At 62.0% G+C, this 19,466-nt stretch carries 22 protein-coding genes; 14 read left to right on the plus strand and 8 right to left on the minus strand.

Annotated elements, in window-relative coordinates; translation table 11 throughout:
* The first annotated feature begins 9 nt into the window (after positions 1 to 9).
* The 3 genes from hemF (at position 10) to CLH61_RS08665 (ending at position 2,194) form a co-directional block, all read left to right on the plus strand.
* Positions 10 to 936 (plus strand): oxygen-dependent coproporphyrinogen oxidase, encoded by a 927-nt coding sequence (hemF, locus tag CLH61_RS08655; RefSeq protein WP_099614327.1) that lies wholly within the window; start codon positions 10 to 12, stop codon positions 934 to 936.
* Positions 933 to 1,760, plus strand: coding sequence for a shikimate dehydrogenase (gene aroE, locus CLH61_RS08660; protein ID WP_099614328.1), 828 nt, complete (start codon positions 933 to 935; stop codon positions 1,758 to 1,760). Before hemF ends, aroE begins: the two co-directional genes overlap by 4 nt.
* A 119-nt stretch (positions 1,761 to 1,879) precedes the next feature.
* Positions 1,880 to 2,194 (plus strand): PA4642 family protein, encoded by a 315-nt coding sequence (locus tag CLH61_RS08665; RefSeq protein ID WP_099614329.1) that lies wholly within the window; start codon positions 1,880 to 1,882, stop codon positions 2,192 to 2,194.
* A gap of 42 nt (positions 2,195 to 2,236) precedes the next feature.
* Here CLH61_RS08665 and CLH61_RS08670 read toward each other — a convergent pair whose 3' ends face one another.
* Both CLH61_RS08670 and CLH61_RS08675 read right to left on the minus strand, forming a co-directional pair.
* Complete coding sequence (locus tag CLH61_RS08670) at positions 2,237 to 2,692, minus strand: Hsp20/alpha crystallin family protein (protein WP_099614330.1); 456 nt, start codon at positions 2,690 to 2,692, stop codon at positions 2,237 to 2,239.
* Between the two features lie 206 nt (positions 2,693 to 2,898).
* Positions 2,899 to 3,450 carry a gamma carbonic anhydrase family protein gene (locus tag CLH61_RS08675; RefSeq protein WP_099614331.1) on the minus strand — a complete coding sequence of 184 codons (552 nt, stop codon included), beginning with the start codon at positions 3,448 to 3,450 and terminating at the stop codon, positions 2,899 to 2,901.
* Between the two features lie 206 nt (positions 3,451 to 3,656).
* On the opposite strand from CLH61_RS08675, the gene prlC reads away from it, so the two are divergent.
* A complete protein-coding gene (gene prlC / locus CLH61_RS08680) occupies positions 3,657 to 5,702 on the plus strand; it encodes an oligopeptidase A (RefSeq protein WP_099614332.1) in 2,046 nt (681 codons plus the stop codon).
* A gap of 58 nt (positions 5,703 to 5,760) precedes the next feature.
* Positions 5,761 to 6,009, plus strand: coding sequence for a YheV family putative zinc ribbon protein (locus tag CLH61_RS08685; protein ID WP_099614333.1), 249 nt, complete (start codon positions 5,761 to 5,763; stop codon positions 6,007 to 6,009).
* 156 nt (positions 6,010 to 6,165) lie between these two features.
* Here CLH61_RS08685 and CLH61_RS08690 read toward each other — a convergent pair whose 3' ends face one another.
* From CLH61_RS08690 to CLH61_RS08710, 5 genes are all read right to left on the minus strand, one after another.
* Entirely contained in the window at positions 6,166 to 7,488 is a 1,323-nt protein-coding gene (locus tag CLH61_RS08690; RefSeq protein WP_099614334.1) for a Na+/H+ antiporter family protein, read from the minus strand.
* Between the two features lie 113 nt (positions 7,489 to 7,601).
* Positions 7,602 to 7,817 carry a DUF1653 domain-containing protein gene (locus CLH61_RS08695; RefSeq protein WP_099614335.1) on the minus strand — a complete coding sequence of 72 codons (216 nt, stop codon included), beginning with the start codon at positions 7,815 to 7,817 and terminating at the stop codon, positions 7,602 to 7,604.
* A 25-nt stretch (positions 7,818 to 7,842) separates the two neighbouring features.
* On the minus strand, positions 7,843 to 8,229 hold the full coding sequence (locus CLH61_RS08700) for a DoxX family protein (protein WP_099614336.1): 387 nt from the start codon (positions 8,227 to 8,229) through the stop codon (positions 7,843 to 7,845).
* A 79-nt stretch (positions 8,230 to 8,308) separates the two neighbouring features.
* Complete coding sequence (locus CLH61_RS08705; protein ID WP_099614337.1) at positions 8,309 to 8,956, minus strand: hypothetical protein; 648 nt, start codon at positions 8,954 to 8,956, stop codon at positions 8,309 to 8,311.
* A 180-nt stretch (positions 8,957 to 9,136) separates the two neighbouring features.
* Positions 9,137 to 10,405, minus strand: coding sequence for an MATE family efflux transporter (locus CLH61_RS08710; protein WP_099614625.1), 1,269 nt, complete (start codon positions 10,403 to 10,405; stop codon positions 9,137 to 9,139).
* A gap of 262 nt (positions 10,406 to 10,667) precedes the next feature.
* Here CLH61_RS08710 and coxB point away from each other — a divergent pair, with 262 nt between their 5' ends.
* Genes coxB through CLH61_RS08730 form a run of 4 tightly spaced genes read left to right on the plus strand, consistent with a single transcriptional unit; the run spans position 10,668 to position 14,949 of the window.
* The gene (coxB, locus tag CLH61_RS08715) at positions 10,668 to 11,795 is read left to right on the plus strand and encodes a cytochrome c oxidase subunit II (protein WP_407657561.1); all 1,128 of its coding nucleotides are present in this window, start codon (positions 10,668 to 10,670) and stop codon (positions 11,793 to 11,795) included.
* A 54-nt stretch (positions 11,796 to 11,849) separates the two neighbouring features.
* A complete protein-coding gene (ctaD, locus tag CLH61_RS08720) occupies positions 11,850 to 13,433 on the plus strand; it encodes a cytochrome c oxidase subunit I (RefSeq protein WP_099614338.1) in 1,584 nt (527 codons plus the stop codon).
* A 15-nt stretch (positions 13,434 to 13,448) separates the two neighbouring features.
* On the plus strand, positions 13,449 to 14,045 hold the full coding sequence (locus CLH61_RS08725; RefSeq protein ID WP_099614339.1) for a cytochrome c oxidase assembly protein: 597 nt from the start codon (positions 13,449 to 13,451) through the stop codon (positions 14,043 to 14,045).
* A gap of 16 nt (positions 14,046 to 14,061) precedes the next feature.
* Positions 14,062 to 14,949: a cytochrome c oxidase subunit 3 gene (locus CLH61_RS08730; RefSeq protein ID WP_099614340.1), complete on the plus strand. Its 888-nt coding sequence runs from the start codon at positions 14,062 to 14,064 to the stop codon at positions 14,947 to 14,949.
* 18 nt (positions 14,950 to 14,967) lie between these two features.
* Here CLH61_RS08730 and CLH61_RS08735 read toward each other — a convergent pair whose 3' ends face one another.
* Positions 14,968 to 15,171, minus strand: coding sequence for a twin transmembrane helix small protein (locus CLH61_RS08735; RefSeq protein ID WP_099614341.1), 204 nt, complete (start codon positions 15,169 to 15,171; stop codon positions 14,968 to 14,970).
* Positions 15,172 to 15,233: 62 nt separating this feature from the next.
* Here CLH61_RS08735 and CLH61_RS08740 point away from each other — a divergent pair, with 62 nt between their 5' ends.
* The 5 genes from CLH61_RS08740 (at position 15,234) to CLH61_RS08760 (ending at position 19,317) form a co-directional block, all read left to right on the plus strand.
* Positions 15,234 to 15,974, plus strand: coding sequence for an SURF1 family protein (locus CLH61_RS08740; RefSeq protein WP_099614342.1), 741 nt, complete (start codon positions 15,234 to 15,236; stop codon positions 15,972 to 15,974).
* The gene (locus CLH61_RS08745; protein ID WP_099614343.1) at positions 15,955 to 16,593 is read left to right on the plus strand and encodes a hypothetical protein; all 639 of its coding nucleotides are present in this window, start codon (positions 15,955 to 15,957) and stop codon (positions 16,591 to 16,593) included. The genes CLH61_RS08740 and CLH61_RS08745 overlap by 20 nt, the downstream gene beginning before the upstream one ends.
* A gap of 67 nt (positions 16,594 to 16,660) precedes the next feature.
* Positions 16,661 to 17,713, plus strand: a complete 1,053-nt coding sequence (locus CLH61_RS08750) for a COX15/CtaA family protein (RefSeq protein WP_099614344.1) — start codon at positions 16,661 to 16,663, stop codon at positions 17,711 to 17,713.
* Positions 17,710 to 18,630: a heme o synthase gene (gene cyoE / locus CLH61_RS08755; RefSeq protein ID WP_099614345.1), complete on the plus strand. Its 921-nt coding sequence runs from the start codon at positions 17,710 to 17,712 to the stop codon at positions 18,628 to 18,630. Before CLH61_RS08750 ends, cyoE begins: the two co-directional genes overlap by 4 nt.
* Before the next feature lie 24 nt (positions 18,631 to 18,654).
* Positions 18,655 to 19,317 (plus strand): SCO family protein, encoded by a 663-nt coding sequence (locus tag CLH61_RS08760; RefSeq protein ID WP_099614346.1) that lies wholly within the window; start codon positions 18,655 to 18,657, stop codon positions 19,315 to 19,317.
* Positions 19,318 to 19,466 lie beyond the last annotated feature (149 nt).

Consider the following 19,466-nt stretch of genomic DNA (forward strand, 5'->3'; position numbering starts at 1 on the left):
GAACCTGTTATGACCAAGCAGCCCGATACCCAAGCCGTCTATCATTACCTGACCGGACTACAGGCCAGGATCTGCGAACGCCTGGAGGCCCTCGATGGCGGTGCCTCGTTTGAAACCGACACCTGGACCCGGCCCGAGGGGGGCGGCGGCGCCAGCAGGGTGATCCGCGATGGCGCGGTGTTTGAAAAAGGCGGGGTGAATTTCTCCCACGTCACCGGCGCCACCATGCCGCCATCTGCAACGGCCCACCGCCCTCATCTGGCGGGTGCCCCCTGGCAGGCGATGGGCGTGTCGCTGGTCATCCATCCGCGCAACCCCTATGTCCCGACATCCCATGCCAATGTGCGCTTCTTTATCGCCACCCCGGCGGACGGCGAGCCGGTGTACTGGTTTGGTGGCGGCTACGATCTGACGCCCTATTACGGCTTCGACGACGACTGTGTGCACTGGCACCAGGTGGCCCGGGCTGCCTGCGAGCCTTTCGGCGACCAGGTCTACCCGGAGTACAAGCGCTGGTGCGACGACTACTTCTTCCTCCGTCATCGTAACGAACCCCGGGGTATCGGCGGCTTGTTCTTTGATGACCATAACAGCGGCGATTTTGCTCGCGACTTTGCCCTGATGCAGTCTGTGGGTAATAGTTATATTGAGGCCTATGAGCCGATCGTGCGGCGTCGTCGCGACCAGTCTTATGGTGAACGGGAGCGCGAGTTCCAGCTCTACCGACGCGGCCGGTACGTGGAGTTCAACCTGGTGTATGACCGCGGTACCCTGTTCGGTCTGCAATCCGGTGGCCGTACCGAATCGATTCTGATGTCCTTGCCGCCCCTGGTGCGGTGGGACTACAACCGCGTGCCGGAGCCGGGTACCGAAGAAGCCCGGCTGACGGACTATTACCTGACCGCCCGTGACTGGCTGGACCTGGAGGGAGCATGACCAACGAACTCTATGCGGTGGTGGGTAACCCCATCAGCCACAGCAAATCGCCACGGATTCACAGCCTGTTTGCGGAGCAGACCGGCGAGGCGGTGGAATACACTGCTATCCAGGCGCCGCTGGAGGGTTTCGAGACCACCGTGACCAGCTTCTTCGAGCGGGGCGGCCGTGGCCTGAACGTCACGGTGCCGTTCAAGGAGCGGGCCTGGCAAATGGCCAGCCGGCGGACTGACCGGGCGGCCGCGGCCGGCGCTGCCAACACCCTGTACCTTGATAGTGAGGGATCACTGACCGCCGACAATACCGACGGTGCCGGCCTCGTGACCGACCTGACCATCAACCATGGCATCGCGCTGGCGGATACACGGATCCTGATTCTGGGTGCCGGCGGCGCGGTGCGCGGCGTACTGGGCCCCCTGCTGGCTGCGCGACCAGCCAGCATCACCATCGCCAATCGCACCCTGGCCCGGGCGGAAGCCCTGGTTGACCTGTTCGCCGGCCAGGCTGGCGAGACCCGGCTCGAGGCCTGTGAGTTCCGCGCCGCAGACGCGCCAATGGACCTGGTGATCAACGGCACCAGTGCCAGCCTGCAGGGCGACCTGCCGCCACTGTCGCCCGCGGTGCTGGGTCCGGATACCGTGGTCTACGACATGATGTACTCGCTGCAGACCACCACCTTCAACCAATGGGCACTGGACCAGGGCGCTACCCGGGTCTTCGATGGTTTGGGCATGCTGGTGGAGCAGGCGGCGGAGTCCTTTCAGGTCTGGCGTGGGGTGCGTCCGCAGACCGCGCCGGTTATCGACGTGCTGCGCAACGAATGATCACAGCCGGGCTTATGCCTGGCTGGCAGAAGCTCAGGCTGAATTTGTATAACTTAAGGTTTTTCAAAAAGTTATACTCTTTGCCCCGTTAAATCAGCAACGACAGGACACGAGTAGCCATGAGCGGACCGGAAAAACCCAAGGTAATCGGTGAGGAATGGAGTGATGAGCGGGTGCGCAGTTTCCTGGCCATCACTCCGTATGATGCGTCCGAGAACCCGGACTACCACGTCATGCTTAAGGCCTACCACGCCATGCGGGCCGAGGATTTCCAGCGCTTTATCAGCTTCTTCGTCGCAGAAGGGCGCGACCTGAATGCCGTCAACGGCCAGGGTGAAACCATCCTTGATCTGATCGCCGGTCACCGCCGCAGCGAGGCCTATGCCGAGGCACTGGTGCAGGCCGGTGCGGTCACCGCCGCGGCCGGACATTGAGATCCGGCCACGGGGCGGTCGTTCCGGCACGGCCTTGGGGCATCACTCCACCTTGACTTCGATGGCTTTCGGCTCCCTGGGTTCTGACTTCTTCAGTTCCAGCGACAGGACTCCGTTCTTGAAGGAGGCCTTCACGCTGCCCTCATCCACATTGTCCGGCAGGGTGAAGCGGCGCAGGAAGCTGCCGTAGAAACGCTCGATCCGGTGATGCTTTTTGTCTTTGGTTTCTTCTTCCTGTTTCCGTTCCCCTTCGATGGTCAGTACACCGTCGTGCACGGTCACCTTGACGTCATCCCGGGTCATCCCGGGCAGTTCGGCATCGATCGTGAAGCCGTCTTTGGACTCTTTGATGTCCACCGCCGGCGCCCAGTCGCTACGACGGAACAGGTCTTTGCTCTCGCCGGCTCCCTGGGAGCGGGACAGTCCAAAAAACCGGTTGTAGCGGTCCATCATCTCTTCGAAATCGCTGACGGGATTCCAGCGGGTCAGATTGCTCATAGGAAACTCCTCCTTAACGAACCTGAAATCAGTGGTGAGATCAGCTTCGTTCGCGGAACAGCTCCATCGCGGTGGCGCCAGCCGGATGGGTATCCGTGAACTGCTGCTTAAGGAAATGTAGGTGCCGATGGTGGAATTTCAACCACCATCGCGACAAGCTTTGACCTGCATCAGGTTTGACCCGGGGCCGCGGAGGAATGGTCGGATCAGCTGTTGTTACCAGCCGCCTCGGCCAGGTACTGGTCTTTCAGCCGGACATAATTCGCCGCCGTGTAGCGGAAGAACGTGCGCTCGTTGTCGGTCAGCGGCCGCGCCTTCTTGCAGGGTGAACCGACGTAGAGGTGGCCAGACTCCAGCCGTTTGCCAGGCGGTACCAGGCAGCCAGCTCCGACAATCACCTCGTCCTCGACCACCGCGCCATCCATGATCACCGAGGCCATGCCTATCAGTACCCGGCTGCCGATGGTGCAGCCGTGAAGCAGGGCCTTGTGGCCGACCGTCACGTCATCGCCGAGGACGAGCGGCCAGCCGCCCGGGTTGAAATCGCTGGCATGGGTGATATGGAGTACCGAGCCGTCCTGGATGCTGCAGCGGTCGCCGATGCGAATCCGGTGCATGTCACCCCGCACCACGGTCATCGGCCAGATCGAGCAGTCGGCGCCGGTTTCGACATCACCGATCACCACGGCGCTGGGGTCGATCCAGCTGCGCGCGCCGAAGTGTGGCGTGATACCCTTGTGAGTGCGTACATTCGTCATTACATATACCTTTCAGGTGAACAGTTTTCTGGAGTCAGGAGTCTCCGGGTGAGGGCTTTCCGAAACACGCTCAAGCATATCCATGTGACGCTTGGGCTCCGCCATCCATGGCTCCGCACAGTTTCGGAAAGCCCTCACCCGAAGACTCCCCCGGCACCGGAGTTGCCTGAAACTACCTTATCCATAGACAGCTGAGAAGGGGACCTATGAATAACCCGTTACTGACCAACGAGCTTTTGCCGCGCTTCGACCACGTGCGTACCGAGCACATGGAGACGGCCATTGACCAGATACTCAGTGATAACCGGGTCCAGATTGCCAGCCTTGCCCGGCAGGATGATCCCGACTGGGATACCCTGGTGCAGCCGATGCAGGCGCTGGAAGACCGCCTCAGTAATGCCTGGTCGGTGATCTCCCACCTGAACGGGGTGATGAACAGTGACGACCTGCGCAAGGTGTACAAGAACTGCCTCGAAAAACTGACCGAATACAGCACCGAGCTGAGCCAGAACGCGGAGCTGTGTGCGGCCTACAAGAAGCTGGCGGCACGACCGGACTTCGCCGGGCTCAGTGTGGCTCAGCGCAAGGCGGTGGAGAACACCCTGCGGGATTTCCACCTGGGCGGTGTGGACCTGCCGGCGGACCAGAAAAAGCAGTATGCCGACCTGTCCCGGGAGTTGGCCGAACTGTCCAATCGTTTCAGCGATAACGTGCTGGATGCCACCCAGCACTGGTACAAGCAGATCACCGACGTGAACGAACTGTCCGGTTTGCCCGAAACCGCCCTCGAAGGGGCCCGCCAGGCTGCCCGGCAGCGGGAGCTGGACGGCTACGTTATCACCCTGGATTTCCCCAGCTTCCACCCGGTAATGACCTACTGTGACAACCGTGAGCTGCGCCGGGAAGTCTACGAGGCCTTTGTCACCCGGGCCTCCGATCTGGGGCCGGACGGTGGCACCTGGGACAATACCCCGGTGATGGCGGAGATTCTCAAGCGCCGCCATGCCCTGGCGCAGCTGCTCGGTTTCAATAACTACGCCGAACGCTCGCTGGCCACCAAAATGGCTCGCAGTGTCGACGAGGTGCTCGGATTCCTCAATGAACTGGCCAGCAAATCCCGGCCGGTGGCCCAGCAGGAAGTGGCGGAACTCCAGGCCTTCGCCCGTGACAACCACGGCGTGGCCGAGCTGGAAGCCTGGGACATCGGCTACTACAGCGAAAAACTGCGCCAGCAGCGATACGACATCTCCCCCGAAACCCTGCGGCCCTGGTTCCCCGTCGATCGGGTGGTTCCGGGCCTGTTTGCGGTTGCGGAGAAACTGTTCGATGTGCAGATCGAGGCGCGGCCAGACGTGGAAACCTGGCACCCGGATGCCACCGCCTATCGCATCAGCCGTCACGGCGAGCCGGTCGCCTGGTTCTACCTGGACCTCTATGCCCGTCAGGGCAAGCGTGGCGGAGCCTGGATGGCCGATTGCCGGGTACGCTGGCGTAACCAGCGGGGCCAACTGCAGTTACCGGTGGCCTTCCTGACCTGTAACTTCACCCCGCCGGTAAATGGCAAGCCGTCGCTGCTGACCCATGATGAGGTGACCACCCTGTTTCACGAGTTCGGCCACGGTCTGCATCACATGCTGACCCAGGTCGAGGTACTCGATGTGTCCGGTATCAACGGCGTGGCCTGGGACGCCGTGGAGCTGCCCAGTCAGTTCCTCGAAAACTGGTGCTGGAACCCGGAGTCCCTGGCGCTGATTGCCGCGCACCATGAAACCGGTGAGCCGCTGCCGGAGGACCTGCTGCAGAAACTGCTGGCCGCCAAGAACTTCCAGTCCGGCATGGCGATGGTGCGGCAGCTGGAGTTCTCCCTGTTCGATTTCCGCCTGCACGCCGAGTTCACCCCGCAGGCGCCCACCAACCCGCTGGACATGCACCGCCAGGTCCGCAGCGAGATTGCGGTGGTGAAATCACCGGAGTTCAACAGGTTCCCCAACGCCTTTTCCCACATTTTTGCCGGCGGCTACGCGGCGGGCTACTACAGCTACAAGTGGGCCGAGGTGCTGGCGGCGGATGCGTTCTCCCTGTTTGAGGAACGGGGCATTTTCGATCCGGAAACCGGCCATGCCTTCCTGCATAACATTCTGGAGAAAGGCGGGTCACAGGAGCCGATGGAACTGTTCAAGGCATTCCGCGGCCGCGAGCCGGCCGTGGACGCATTGTTGAAACAATCCGGCATCACGGACGAAGCCGCCTGATGACAGGGCCCGGTCGCCGCTGTGGTGGCCGGGCCGGTACGACCTGGAGGTAATGAGGATGGCGAGTCAAAAACGGTTTATCGCCGGTGCAGTGTGTCCCCGCTGCGCGGAGATGGACAAAATTGTGATGTTTACCACGGCCGACGGCCAGCAGGTGCGGGAATGTGTGGCATGCGGATTTTCCGATGCGCTGCAAGAGTCCGCGGATGCCACGCCGGAGCTGGAGACCCGGGTCAACAAGCGCAAGAACGAAGACGATCACACCGTCAAACAGGTGGTGTTCTTCAAAGCCGGTTCCGACGACTGAGCTGAACGAGCTAAGCCCTCGAAGAACAAGCTCTCAAAGTGCCGGATGACGGGGGGTGTCAAAACAGTCAGGGAAACAAAGTTTCCCGTTTTGACACCCCCCGTCATCCCGCCCCCACTCCCGGCTCCAGTGACGGCACTAAGCTACCGCCAAGACTCAGAGCACCATCGCCGCCAACCAGCCAAAGCCCAGCAACGGCAGGTTGTAGTGCAGGAACGTCGGCACCACCGTATCCCAGATGTGATTGTGCTGACCGTCCACGTTGAGACCGGCGGTAGGCCCGAGGGTGGAATCGGAGGCCGGTGAACCGGCGTCACCGAGGGCACCGGCGGTGCCGACCAGCGCCACAATGGCCAGTGGGCTGAAGCCCATCTGCAACGCCAGCGGCACATACAGCGCGGCAATGATCGGGATGGTGGAAAACGACGAACCGATACCCATGGTAATCAGCAGGCCAACCACCAGCATCAGCAGGGCCGCCAGCGGTTTGTTGTTACCGATCATGGCCACCGAACCCTGGACCAGGGTGGCGATCTCGCCGGTTTCCCGCATCACTTCCGCAAACCCGTTGGCGGCGATCATGATGAAACCGATCATCGCCAGCATCTTCATGCCCTCGGTGAACAGGTCGTCCGCCTCTTTCCACTTCACCACCCCGGACAGGTTGAACAGCACGAAACCCGCCAGCGCGCCAAGGATCATCGAGCCCAGCCAGAGCTGCACCACAAAGGCCACCACGATCGCAACCAGCGCCATCGCCAGGGTACGGGGACTGTACTTGACGTCCACCCGCTCGGTGCGGGCAATGGCGTCCATGTCATACCGGCGATCACCCCGGTAGCTGAAGAACACCGCCACCAGCAGGCCCACCAGCATGCCCAGCGCCGGTAACGCCATGGCAGACATCACATTGAGGCCGGTGGCGTCCACCCCGTTGTCGGCCACATTGGCCAGCAGGATTTCATTCAGGTAGATCCCGCCGAAACCCACGGGCAGGAACATGTAGGGCGTGATCAGGCCGAAGGTCAGCACGCAGGCAACCAGCCGCCGGTCCATGTTGAGCTTCGCCATGACATAGAGCAGTGGCGGCACCACCAGCGGAATGAACGCAATGTGGATGGGCAGAATATTCTGCGACGAGATCGCTACCGCCAGCAGCAGGCCGATGATCAGGAAGCGGATACCGTTCATCGCGGCACCGTCGCCTTGGCGTCCGACCAGGGCAAGGGCCTTGTCGGCCAGGGCATGGGCCAGCCCGGACTTGCCGATGGCAACCGCAAAGGCGCCCAGGGTGGCATAGGACAGCGCGACGGTTGCCCCGCCGCCGAGGCCCTTGTTAAAGGCCGCGATGGTAGCGTCAAGGGACAGGCCCGCGACCAGGCCTCCACTGATGGCACCGATAATCAGAGCAACAACAACGTGGATGCGGCACAGACTCAGGACGAGCATGATGGCGACCGCAGCAACAACGGCATTCATGGCAGACTCCGGATAGGATTTGACTGGTTACCCGGCCCCTTATGGGGGCCGGTATCACGAAAAGCGCGCTAATGTGCAGGAAAAGTGAGCAAAGGTCAAAAAACAGCCGGAAATTACTCGATCAGGCTGAACCGCGGCACCTGCTCGCCGGCCACGTCGACGGTTTCCAGAAACATCGACAGCGGACGCACCCAGAGGCTGAAATCGCCATACAGGCAGCGGTAGACCACCATTTGCTCCTCGGTTTCGCTGTGGCGGGCGACCCCGAGGACTTCGTAGTCCTGGCCCTTATAGTGCCGGTAGCGGCCGGGCGGAAGTGTCTTGGTCATGCTAGCCCCCTGCTGATCCCCGGGATCAGTTCTTCAGCTTGTACTTGCCCGGCCCCAGAAAGAGCACGGCAATGGCGGTAAACAGGAAGAAACCCTGCAGTTCCAGGGCCCAGCCGCCGTTGCCGCCGAGCGACATCAACTGGTGGCCGTGTACCAGTGCGATGGCCACCAGCATGTTGAAGGCAATCAGCAGGGCGCCGATGCGGGTCTGGTAGCCCAGGACTACCATCAGCGGACCGATCAGTTCACCCACGTAGACGCCGTAGGCCAGCACAGGGGGAAGACCGTGGCTGGCCAGCTCGCCTTCAATAAAGCCGATCCCGTTGAGCAGTTTGGCAATGCCGTGAAACAGCATCAGACCACCCAGGGTGAGGCGGATAATCAGTTTTCCAAGATCGGCGTTATCGAGCACGGGAGCCTCCGTTCGAAAGTTGAGAAATGCTGGAAGTTCCGTAGCTTACCGTGATCTGTCCCGGCCTCATAGCACTGTGTCAGAAGCCGGCGCCGAGGGAGAAGCGGATGTGGTTGCGGATGAGCAGATTTTCCCAGTAGTTGCGCATCCAGTCCCAGGCGGCATGGCGAACCTGTGCCACAAAGGGGTCCAGATCAAGTTCGTAGTAATCCGGGGTGCCCGCAATCTGCAGAACCGTCACGGCGATGGCTTCATCCAGCTCGTTGGCAAACGGTTCCCCGATCAGCTGGTGAGCCAGCAGGTTGGCCTGGGTCACCTCGATATCCACCAGCTGACTGGTGCGGGTGGAGTAGTTGTTCTCGTACATTTCTTCCATCAGGCGGTGGCACAGGTAGGCCCGGATCAACAGGCCGTCCAGCCCTTCATAGCGCGCAATCAGCGCCGAAGGCTGGGTAAAGTAGCGGGTTGCCGCCTCGATGAACGGGGCAAACAGCTCCGCCGTGTCGGCTTCGCGGGCACAGGCATCGACACATTCGATCAGCCGTGGCGCCATCTCGATGTATTCGATGGCAAACTGGAACAGGCAGGTGGCCGGTTGGTAGCCCTCGATGGTAATCGACGCGGGCAAGGTGGCCGCCTTTTCCTTCATCAGCCGGAGAAATTCTCCGGAATGGGCTTCCTGCCGCCTGGCCTGATCAATGATGTTGAGAACCACTTCTGGTGTCATGTCAGAAGATGCCGGTGTCTGAACGGAATAGGGTCGCAAGGCGCCTCCCGCTATTCGTGGGAAAATCGGTCCGGGACTGGCGTGGCGGGATGGCGACCCGGTCGCCGGTCATGCCTGGGTCCTGTGCCGGGCTCTTTGTGAGTATTGTAGTTGAGATTTGACGATCTGCGCGGTACCGGCTCACAGCCGGAACCAGATGCCGTTGCGGGTGTGGCGGAAGAACAGCCAGCCCATTCCCAGCGCCCGTGCCACCATCAGCGTAATCAGTGCAAACCACAGGCCGTGGTTACCCCAGCCAGTGGTGAGCCACCATACCGGAAGGAACACCCCGAAGGCGGCCAGCAGCATGGTGTTCTGCATGTCCCGGGTGCGGGTCGCACCAATGAAGATGCCGTCGAGCAGGAAGCCCCAGACGGTCGTCAAGGGCAGCAGCCAGAGCCAGGGCAGAAACTGCCAGGCGCGCAGCCGAACCTCGTCGATGCTGGTCAGCAGACTGATCAGCTGGCGCCCTCCCAGCACAAAGGCCAGGGTAAACAGCAACGCCCCCCACAGCGACCAGCGCAGCGCCGCACGGCAGACCACACGGAATTGCCGCCGGCTGCCGCGGCCGACGGCCTCTCCGACCAGCGCCTCGGCGGCGTTGGCAAAGCCGTCGAGGCCGTTGGAAATTACCAGCAGGAAGGTTATCAGCACCGCGTTGGCGGCGAGCGTTACTTCGCCCTGGCGCGCCCCCTGCGCGGTAAAGAAGGCCAGCACCAGCAGCAGGGTAACGGTGCGCACCAGCAGATAACGGTTGACCCGCAGGATGGCGGTGTAATCGGCCAGCCGGCCAAGCAGCGCCCGGCTGAAACGCTGGCCGGCGGGTAGCCGCTGCAGCACCAGCCAGAAGCCGAGCGTGGTGGCAGCATATTCCGCCATCACCGTGGCCATGGCGACGCCGCGGCTGTTCCAGCCCAGCACGGTGACGAAGACTATGTCCAGCACGATGTTGAGGCCATTGGCGACAATCAGCATCAACATGGGGCCGCGGGGACACTGGGTACCGATCAGCCAGCCCACCAGGGTGTACTGGCACAGCACAGCCGGCGCACTCCAGATGCGGATGGCGGCATATTCCGCGGCCAGTGCCGTTATTTCGGGGCCCGGGTTCATCAGAACCAGGCCGAGGCGGATCAACGGCTGATGCACGGCAATCAGGACCAGGCCGATTGCCACCGCCAGCGCCAGGGATCGCACCAGCAGGGCAGTCTGGCCAAAGTGGTCGCGCCGGCCAAAGGCCTGGGCTGCCAGGCCGGTGGTTCCCATCCGCATGAAACCGAAGGTCCAGTACAACAGGGTGAACAGGTTGGCGCCCACCGCCACCGCGCCGAGGTACTCAGGACGGTCAAGGTGGCCCAGCACGGCGGTGTCCACCAGCCCGAGCAGGGGCACGGTGAGGTTGGTCAGCATCAGGGGCCAGGCAAGCGCCCACAGACGCCGGTCGGTGGCCGTGACGGCGAGCGGTTTAGTCACTTTGTGTATAACCAGCTGTTTTTTAATCAGGTTAATGTTTAGTCAACTTTTTAGCGTTTTTTTGACCTATGTCTATACTCAGAATTGTTATATCCGTGAGCAGGCTTTCACTCTGCGCTGGCCGGTGCGTGCGAACACCGCGAGTTCAGAGGGATTGGACGCAAAATCCGACAAGAATAAGACTCTGTGGAGACACAGTATGATGCGCGTGCACGCCAAGCGTGCAGGTGTCCTTTTGAGCGGTCTCATGCTCCCTGCCCTGTCCCATGCGGACTGGGGGATGAACATGGTACCCGGGGTCACCGGCACCAGTAACGAGATATTCAGCCTTCACATGACCATTCTGTGGATCTGCGTCGCCATTGGTGTCGTGGTATTCGGGGTCATGTTCTGGTCCATCATTGCCCACCGCAAGTCCGATGACCGCGAGCCGGCCCACTTCCACGAGAACACGGCGGTGGAGATTCTCTGGACCATCATTCCCTTTGTCATCCTCGTGGCAATGGCGATTCCCGCCACCGCCACCCTGGTGGATATGTATGACACCAGCGAATCGGACATCGACATCAAGGTGACCGGGTACCAGTGGAAGTGGAAATACGACTACATCAACGACGATTTCGGCTACTTCTCCAACCTGGCGACCTCCCAGGACGAAATCTACAACCGCCTCGAGAAAAACGAAAACTACCTGCTCGAAGTGGATAACCCGCTGGTGATACCGGTCGGCAAGAAGGTGCGCCTCCTGCTGACAGCCAACGACGTTATCCATTCGTGGTGGGTACCCGAGTTCGGCGTCAAGAAGGATGCCATCCCGGGCTTCATCAATGAAACCTGGACCCGGGTGGATGAGCCGGGTATCTACCGCGGCCAGTGTACCGAACTGTGTGGCACCTATCACGGGTTCATGCCGGTGGTGGTCAAGGCGGTGCCCCAGGAAGAATACGACAGCTGGCTGGCGGAACAGAAAGCCGCTGCCGAGAAAGAGCGTGAACTCACCCAGAAAGACTGGACCATGGACGAGTTGATGGAGCGTGGCGAGAAAGTCTATGCCACCGCCTGTGCCGCGTGTCACCAGGCCGATGGTTCCGGCGCACCGCCGGCATTCCCGGCGCTCAAGGGCAGTGCCATCGCCACCGGTGACATGGCCGGCCACCTGGACATTGTGGTCAACGGCAAGCCCGGTACCGCCATGCAGGCGTTCGGCGAGCAGCTGAACGAGGCTGACCTCGCAGCAGTCATCACCTACGAACGCAATGCCTGGGGCAATAACACCGGCGATATGGTAACGCCCAAGGAAGTCTTTGATTACAAGAATCAGCAGTAAGCCAGACACTAAAACTTCACCAGCCAAGTCACGACGGCGGTAACGGGGGTTTTCATGAGTGCGGTCGCAGATACCCACGCCCAGGCACATCATCATGGTCCTGCCAGCGGCATAACCCGGTGGTTGTTCACCACTAACCACAAAGATATCGGCACCATGTACCTGGTGTTCAGTTTCACCATGTTCCTCCTTGGTGGCACCATGGCCATGGTGATCCGGGCCGAACTGTTCCAGCCCGGCCTGCAGATCGTGCAGCCGGAGTTCTTCAACCAGATGACCACCATGCATGGTCTGATCATGGTATTCGGGGCGGTGATGCCGGCCTTCGTGGGCCTGGCCAACTGGATGCTGCCGCTGATGATCGGTGCGCCGGATATGGCGTTGCCGCGGATGAACAACTGGAGCTTCTGGCTGCTGCCCTGCGCCTTCCTGATCCTGGTGTCCACCCTGTTCATGTCCGGCGGGGCGCCCAACTTCGGCTGGACCTTCTACGCCCCGCTGTCCACCACCTACGGTCCGCCCAGTACGACCTTCTTCATTTTCGCCGTCCACATCATGGGGATCTCTTCGATCATGGGGGCCATCAACGTGATTGCCACCATCCTCAACCTGCGGGCGCCCGGCATGACCCTGATGAAAATGCCGCTGTTCGTCTGGACCTGGCTGATCACCGCGTTCCTGCTGATTGCCGTGATGCCGGTACTGGCGGGTGTGGTCACCATGATGCTGATGGACATCAATTTCGGTACCAGCTTCTTTGACGCCTCCGGTGGCGGTGACCCGGTGCTGTTCCAGCATGTGTTCTGGTTCTTCGGCCACCCCGAGGTCTATATCATGATCCTGCCGGCCTTTGGCGCGGTGTCCCACATCATTCCGGCGTTCTCCCGCAAGCGGCTGTTCGGCTATGCCTCGATGGTCTACGCGGTGGGGGCTATTGCCCTGCTGTCGTTCATCGTCTGGGCCCACCACATGTTCACCGTGGGGGTGCCCATTGCCGGCCAGCTGTTCTTCATGTACGCCACCATGCTGATCGCGGTGCCCACCGGGGTGAAGGTATTCAACTGGGTGGCCACCATGTTCCGCGGCTCGCTGACGTTCGAGGCACCGATGCTGTTCGCGGTGGCCTTTGTCATCCTGTTCACCATTGGCGGCTTCTCCGGCCTGATGCTGGCCATTGCACCGGCAGACTTCCAGTACCACGACACCTATTTTGTGGTGGCCCACTTCCACTATGTGCTGGTGCCGGGTGCCATCTTCGGTATCTTCGCGTCCGCCTACTTCTGGTTGCCCAAGTGGACCGGCCACATGTATGACGAAACCCTGGCCAAGACCCATTTCTGGCTGTCGTTTATCGGCATGAACCTCGCGTTCTTCCCGATGCACTTCCTCGGCCTTGCCGGTATGCCACGGCGGATTCCGGACTACGCCCTGCAGTTTGCCGATTTCAACATGGTCTCGAGCATCGGCGCATTCATGTTCGGCGCTACCCAGCTGCTGTTCCTCGCCATCGTCATCAAGTGTGTCCGTGGTGGCGAGAAAGCGGCGGCCAAGCCGTGGGAGGGCGCGGAAGGCCTGGAGTGGACGGTCCCGTCACCGGCGCCCTACCACACCTTTGCCACACCGCCGGAAGTGAAATAACACGAGGTTTGAGCGATGCCCCGGACTCCCGACAAACACGCGCCCCGCAGTAACCTTCGAGTGGTGAGCTGGTGTCTTGCCGGTACCCTGGGCATGTTCGCCTTCGGTTTTGCCATGGTCCCGCTGTATGACGTGTTCTGTGACATCACCGGCATCAACGGTAAAACCGGCGGTCGCTATGAAGCCAGTGCCACCGAAGAGCGGGACGAAAACCGGACGGTGACGGTGCAGTTTATCGCCCAGAACGGGCCGGAGATGCCCTGGCACTTCCGGCCGGTGACGCGCAGCATTGTCGTCCACCCCGGTGAACCGACCACGGTGAACTTCTACGCCGAGAATCCCACCGGCCAGGCCATGGTGGCCCAGGCAGTGCCCAGCCTGGCGCCGGCCGAGGGTACGCTGTATTTCCACAAAACCGAATGTTTCTGCTTTAACCAGCAGCCCCTGGAGGCTGGTGAGAGCACCGAAATGCCACTGATCTTCATCGTTGACAGGGACCTGCCGAAGCACATTACCAAGCTCACCCTGTCATACACCCTGTATGACCAGACCCGCGCCGGTAAGGTTTCGAAAGCAGTGTCTGATCCAAAAACAACAACCGATAACGGATAAGCCGTCGGAGGCTGTCATGGCGACAAACCAGACCTATTACGTTCCGGAGCAGAGTAAATGGCCGATCATCGCCACGGTGGGCCTGGGGCTCACGCTGTACGGGGTGGCATCCATCATGGTGAACGGCTCCCAGGGCGAGTCCACCGCGGGTTCCTGGGCGCTGTTCTGGATCGGCGCGCTGATCATGGCCTACATGCTGTTTGGCTGGTTCGGTAACGTCATCCGGGAAAGCCGCGCCGGGTTGTACAGCCCGCAGATGGACCGCTCGTTCCGTTGGGGTATGAGCTGGTTCATCTTCTCCGAAGTGATGTTCTTTGCCGCGTTTTTCGGCGCCCTGTTCTATGCCCGGGTCTTTGCCGTGCCCTGGCTGGGTGGCGAAGGTGACCGGGGCAGTTCGAACATGCTCTGGGAGGGTTTCCAGGCCACCTGGCCACTGCTCAACAACCCGGATCCGCAGGCCTACCCGGCACCCAAGGACATCATTGGTCCCTGGGGCCTGCCGCTGATCAACACGGTGCTGCTGGTGACATCGTCGTTCACCGTCACGGTTGCCCACCACGCCCTCAAGGCCGATAACCGCAAGAAGCTGAAAATCTGGCTGGCGGCGACCATCGTGCTGGCACTTGCCTTCCTGGTTCTGCAGGGAGAAGAGTACGTCCACGCCTATCAGGAGCTGGACCTGACCCTGCAATCCGGCATCTATGGCAGTACCTTCTTCATGCTCACCGGCTTTCACGGTGCCCACGTGATGCTGGGCACGCTGATGCTGATCATCATGCTGGTCCGCATCCAGAAAGGGCATTTTTCCGCGGAGAAACATTTCGGTTTCGAGGCGGCCAGCTGGTACTGGCACTTCGTCGACGTGGTCTGGCTCGGTCTGTTCGTGTTTGTCTATGTGCTGTGAGGCGGCCGGATGGGGCTGTCAGGGAGTAGGGTTGAGCGACAGGTCGCCGTGCCACAGGGCGATGATGATCAGTACTAGCAACAACACACTCAGCGCGACACGGATTGCCAGGGAATTGACCACCCGATTGGTTTTACCGCCGTCCCGGATCAGGAAAAACAGGCCGCTGAACAGGCTGACCACAACGGCGAGCAGCAGGACGGCAATGGCAATTTTCAGCATGGGCAGGAGCTCCGTTGGGTTGTTGTGCAGGGGGCACGGTTCAGAGGTCACTATAGCAGAGCATGACTGATCACCAATGGCAGCCGCACAGGCAGTGGCACTTCGACTGGCGGCTGCTGGTTTTTGCCGGGTTGTTCCTGCCGCTGCTGGTCGGGCTGGGTATCTGGCAGCTGGGCCGGGCCGAGCAGAAACAGCAGCGGCTGGACCAGTGGCAGCAACAGGCCGAGCAGCTGGACTGGGCGGGCCATCTGCATCAGGGCCTGGCGGTTGGCCGGCCGGTAAGTCTGCAGGGGCGCTATGGCGAGGCCATCTGGTTGCTGGATAACCGTACCCGCGATGGCGTGGCCGGATATGAGGTGCTCAATCTGTTCCATCCCCGTGCCGGCCAGCCGGTGGTGGTCAACCGTGGCTGGATCCGCGCGCCACAACGCCGGGAAGTGTTGCCGGTGGTGCCGACGCCGGTAACCGAAGTGACGATTCACGGGCGGATCAGTGACTACCCGCAGCCACCGGTTCTGCAGGACACCGACGAACCCGGGCAGGGCTGGCCGAGGCGGGTCCAGACCCTGGGCCGCGACCAGGTCCGCCAGGTGGCCGCGGAGGCCGCGGACCTCGTGGTTCGACTCAGTAATCGTGAGCAGCCCGGGGCCTTCCGGGCTGACTGGGCGCCCGACCGGATGGGGCCGCAGACCCATTATGGCTATGCCCTGCAGTGGTTTGCCCTGGCCGGGGCGTTGCTTGCACTGACCGTGATTGCCAGTTACCGAAAAACAGGAGCCGATAATGACAATGACAATGGCTGACGAAATGACTGCACAACATCCCTCCCCGGAGCAGGTCCGCCGGGGCCGGCGCATGGCCCTGCTGCTGTTTGCCGTGGGCTTTGGGCCGATGATCCTCGCGACCATCATGTTCTACACCGGCTGGCTGAATCCCGGTGGCCACACCAACCGCGGTGTGTTGCTGGACCCGGTGGCGCCGGTCAGTCAGTTGCAGTTGCAGGGCGCCGGCGGCACACCGCTGGCAGACCGTTTCGGCCCCCTGCAGAGTGACAGCCGCTGGATGCTGATGGTGGTGGCCGGCAGCTGTGACGAGCGCTGCGAATCGCTGCTTTACCTCGCCCGCCAGGTCAACATTGCCCTGGGCAAGAATGCCAGCCGGGTGGAGCGGGCGGCGTGGCTGGGCAGCATGCCGGCGTCACTGGCCAGTCGGTGGCAGCAGGACTACGGCCTGATGGAACGCCTCGCCCCGGTCGGTGACGTTGCCCCGCAATGGCCGGTCGGCGTGCGGCCGGACGAACAGCCGCGCATCCTGCTGGTGGATCCCTTCGGCAACGTGATCATGCATTACGGATCCGAACACACCGGCAAGGACATGCTGAAAGACCTCAAGCATCTGCTGAAACTCTCGCAGATTGGCTGAGACCAGGACTTAACCGGAGGTGCCCGACGTGACAGGTGAATCCGCAACTGCACAGCGATTCCGGAAGATGGGCCGCTGGGCCCTGGTGGCCACCTTGCTGGCAGTGGTAGTGGTCATGCTGGGGGCCTGGACCCGGCTGGTCCACGCTGGCCTGGGGTGTCCGGACTGGCCGGGGTGTTATGGCTTCCTCACGGTGCCCCAGAGCGAGGCCACCATTGCCATTGCCAATGCGCGTTTCCCGGAGTCTCCGGTTGACGTGGCCAAGGGCTGGCCGGAAATGATTCACCGCTACGCCGCCGGCACCCTTGGCCTGATTGTCTTCGGCCTGGCCGGCTACGGGGTACGCCACCGCCGCCGGGGTCTGCCGTGGAAGTTGCCGCTGTTCATCGCCGGATTCATCGTGCTGCAGGCAGCGTTCGGCATGTGGACGGTGACCCTCAAGCTGTGGCCCCAGGTGGTTGCCCTGCACCTGCTCGGTGGTTTCACCACCCTCAGTCTGCTGGCACTGCTGACCCTGCGCTTGCGGGCCCGGCGGACCGCTTTGCCGGAGCCGGAGCGGCCCGCACTGGCCCGGTTGCGGCCCTGGCTGTTTGGCGCCCTGGCGCTGGTGGTCATCCAGATTGCCCTGGGGGCGTGGACTGCCGCCAACTATGCCGCCGTTGCCTGTACCGAATTGCCCACCTGCCAGGGCCAGTGGTGGCCGGACGCCATGGATTTCCGCCATGGCTTTGATGTTACCCAGCATGTCGGTCCCAACTATCTGGGTGGCCAGCTCAATGCCGATGGTCGGGTGGCGATCCATGTCAGTCACCGCCTGGGCGCGATGATTGTGCTGGGTTACCTGGCGGTGCTGCTGGCGGCGCTGTGGCGGGCATCCCGCCAGCCCGAGGTGCGCCGGGCCACGCTGCTGGTAGCACTGGCACTGGGAATCCAGCTTTGCCTCGGTCTCGCCAATGTGGCGTTCAGCATCCCGCTGGCCATCGCGGTTGCCCACAATGCCATGGGGGCAGGGCTGCTGCTGACTATCATTCACCTCGCCTGGCGTCTGCACGGTGTTCCCGTGCGCCAGGCGGTATCCCTTTCCCGCCCATCGACCCTCAATCAGGAGGTAACGGCATGAGTAATCAAGCCAAGACCCTGCAGGCACCCACCGCTACCGGCCGCACCACCGGCACCCTGTCCTGGCGGGACTTCCTCGAGCTGACCAAGCCCCGGGTGGTCGCGCTGATGATCCTGACCTCGGTGATTGGCATGCTGCTGGCTGCTCCCGGCGTGCCCCACTGGTCCGTACTGGTGTGGGGTAACCTCGGCATTGCCCTGCTCGCGGGCGCGGCCGCCGTGGTCAACCATGTGGTTGACCAGAAAATCGACACCATCATGGCCCGCACCCGCAAGCGCCCGGTCGCCACCGGACGGATTGCGCCGGTTGACGCGCTGTTGTTCGCCACCACCCTCGCCCTTGCCGGGATGCTGGTGCTGGTCTGGCAGGTCAACACCCTCACCGCCTGGCTGACCCTGGCGTCGCTGGTGGGTTATGCCGGGGTCTATACCCTGTTTCTCAAGCGGGCAACCCCGCAGAACATCGTGATCGGTGGCCTGGCCGGCGCCATGCCGCCGCTGCTGGGCTGGACGGCGGTCACCGGCCAGGTGGAAGGCCACGCCCTGCTGCTGGTGCTGATCATCTTCGCCTGGACCCCGCCGCACTTCTGGGCACTGGCCATCCACCGCAAGGAGGAGTACGCCAAGGCCGGGATCCCGATGTTGCCGGTGACCCATGGCAACCATTACACCGAACTGCACATCCTGCTGTACACCCTGATCCTGCTTGCGGTCAGCCTGTTGCCGTTTGTCACCGGGATGTCGGGTGTGGTGTACCTGGTGGGGGCGCTGCTGCTTGGCCTGCGGTTCCTCAATTATGCGATCCGGCTGTTCCGCGGCGACGATCGCAGGGTGGCCCTGGATACCTTCAAGTACTCCATCACTTATCTGATGGCGCTGTTTGTGGTATTGCTGGTCGACCATTTTGTATTCTTCTGAACCGACCGCCTGACCGGAGACCCGATGGACCGTTCGATACGCCTGACCCTGTTTGCCCTGCTGTTGATCGTGTTGCTGATATTCGGGCTGGTGGTCGGGCGCCAGGTGGTGCTGGTGGCCAGTCACGAGCCGGCCCCGCCACCTGAGCTCAGTGAGCTCAACACCTACGTCTACGACCGTGGCCGAGCACTGGCGGAATTCACCCTGACCGATGAAAACGGCGAGGCGGTTACCCGGGAGAATCTCAAGGGCCGCTGGACCTTTGCCTTCGTCGGCTACACCAACTGCCCGGATATCTGTCCTGCCACCCTGTCGACCCTGCGTCGGGCCGACCAGCTTATTTCGGCGGAACTGCCGCAGCCGGACTACCTGCTGATCAGTGCCGATCCGGACCATGACACGCCAGCGAAGCTGAAAGCCTACCTCGACTTTTTTGGCCCCGATTTCCATGGCCTGACCGGCGATGTCGAGGACCTGCGGGCGCTGGCCAAGAGCCTCAATGCGGTATTCGCCCAGCGGAAAGTGGATGGCATGACCCTGGTGGACCACAGTGCCCACCTGGCGTTGCTGGGGCCGGAGGGCACCATGGTGGCAGTGCTGCAGCCACCCCACACGCCGGAGGGCCTGGCCGAGGCGTTCCGCCGTATCTACAGCTGGGCGAAGCAGAACCAGGAGGGTGCCGGCTGAGCCCGGCGCTGCCGCAACGTTATTGCTTGCTCACCGGCCTGGCGTCGGTTTCTCAGCGAAAAGTCCCCTTCTGCCGCCGGCCTGAACGGCGTAAACTGGCGCGCTGATCATTGCCTGATAACCCGTCAGAACACCCGCCAGGAAGACCG

The sequence above is a fragment of the Marinobacter profundi genome (assembly GCF_002744715.1).
Taxonomy (GTDB): Bacteria; Pseudomonadota; Gammaproteobacteria; order Pseudomonadales; family Oleiphilaceae; genus Marinobacter; species Marinobacter profundi.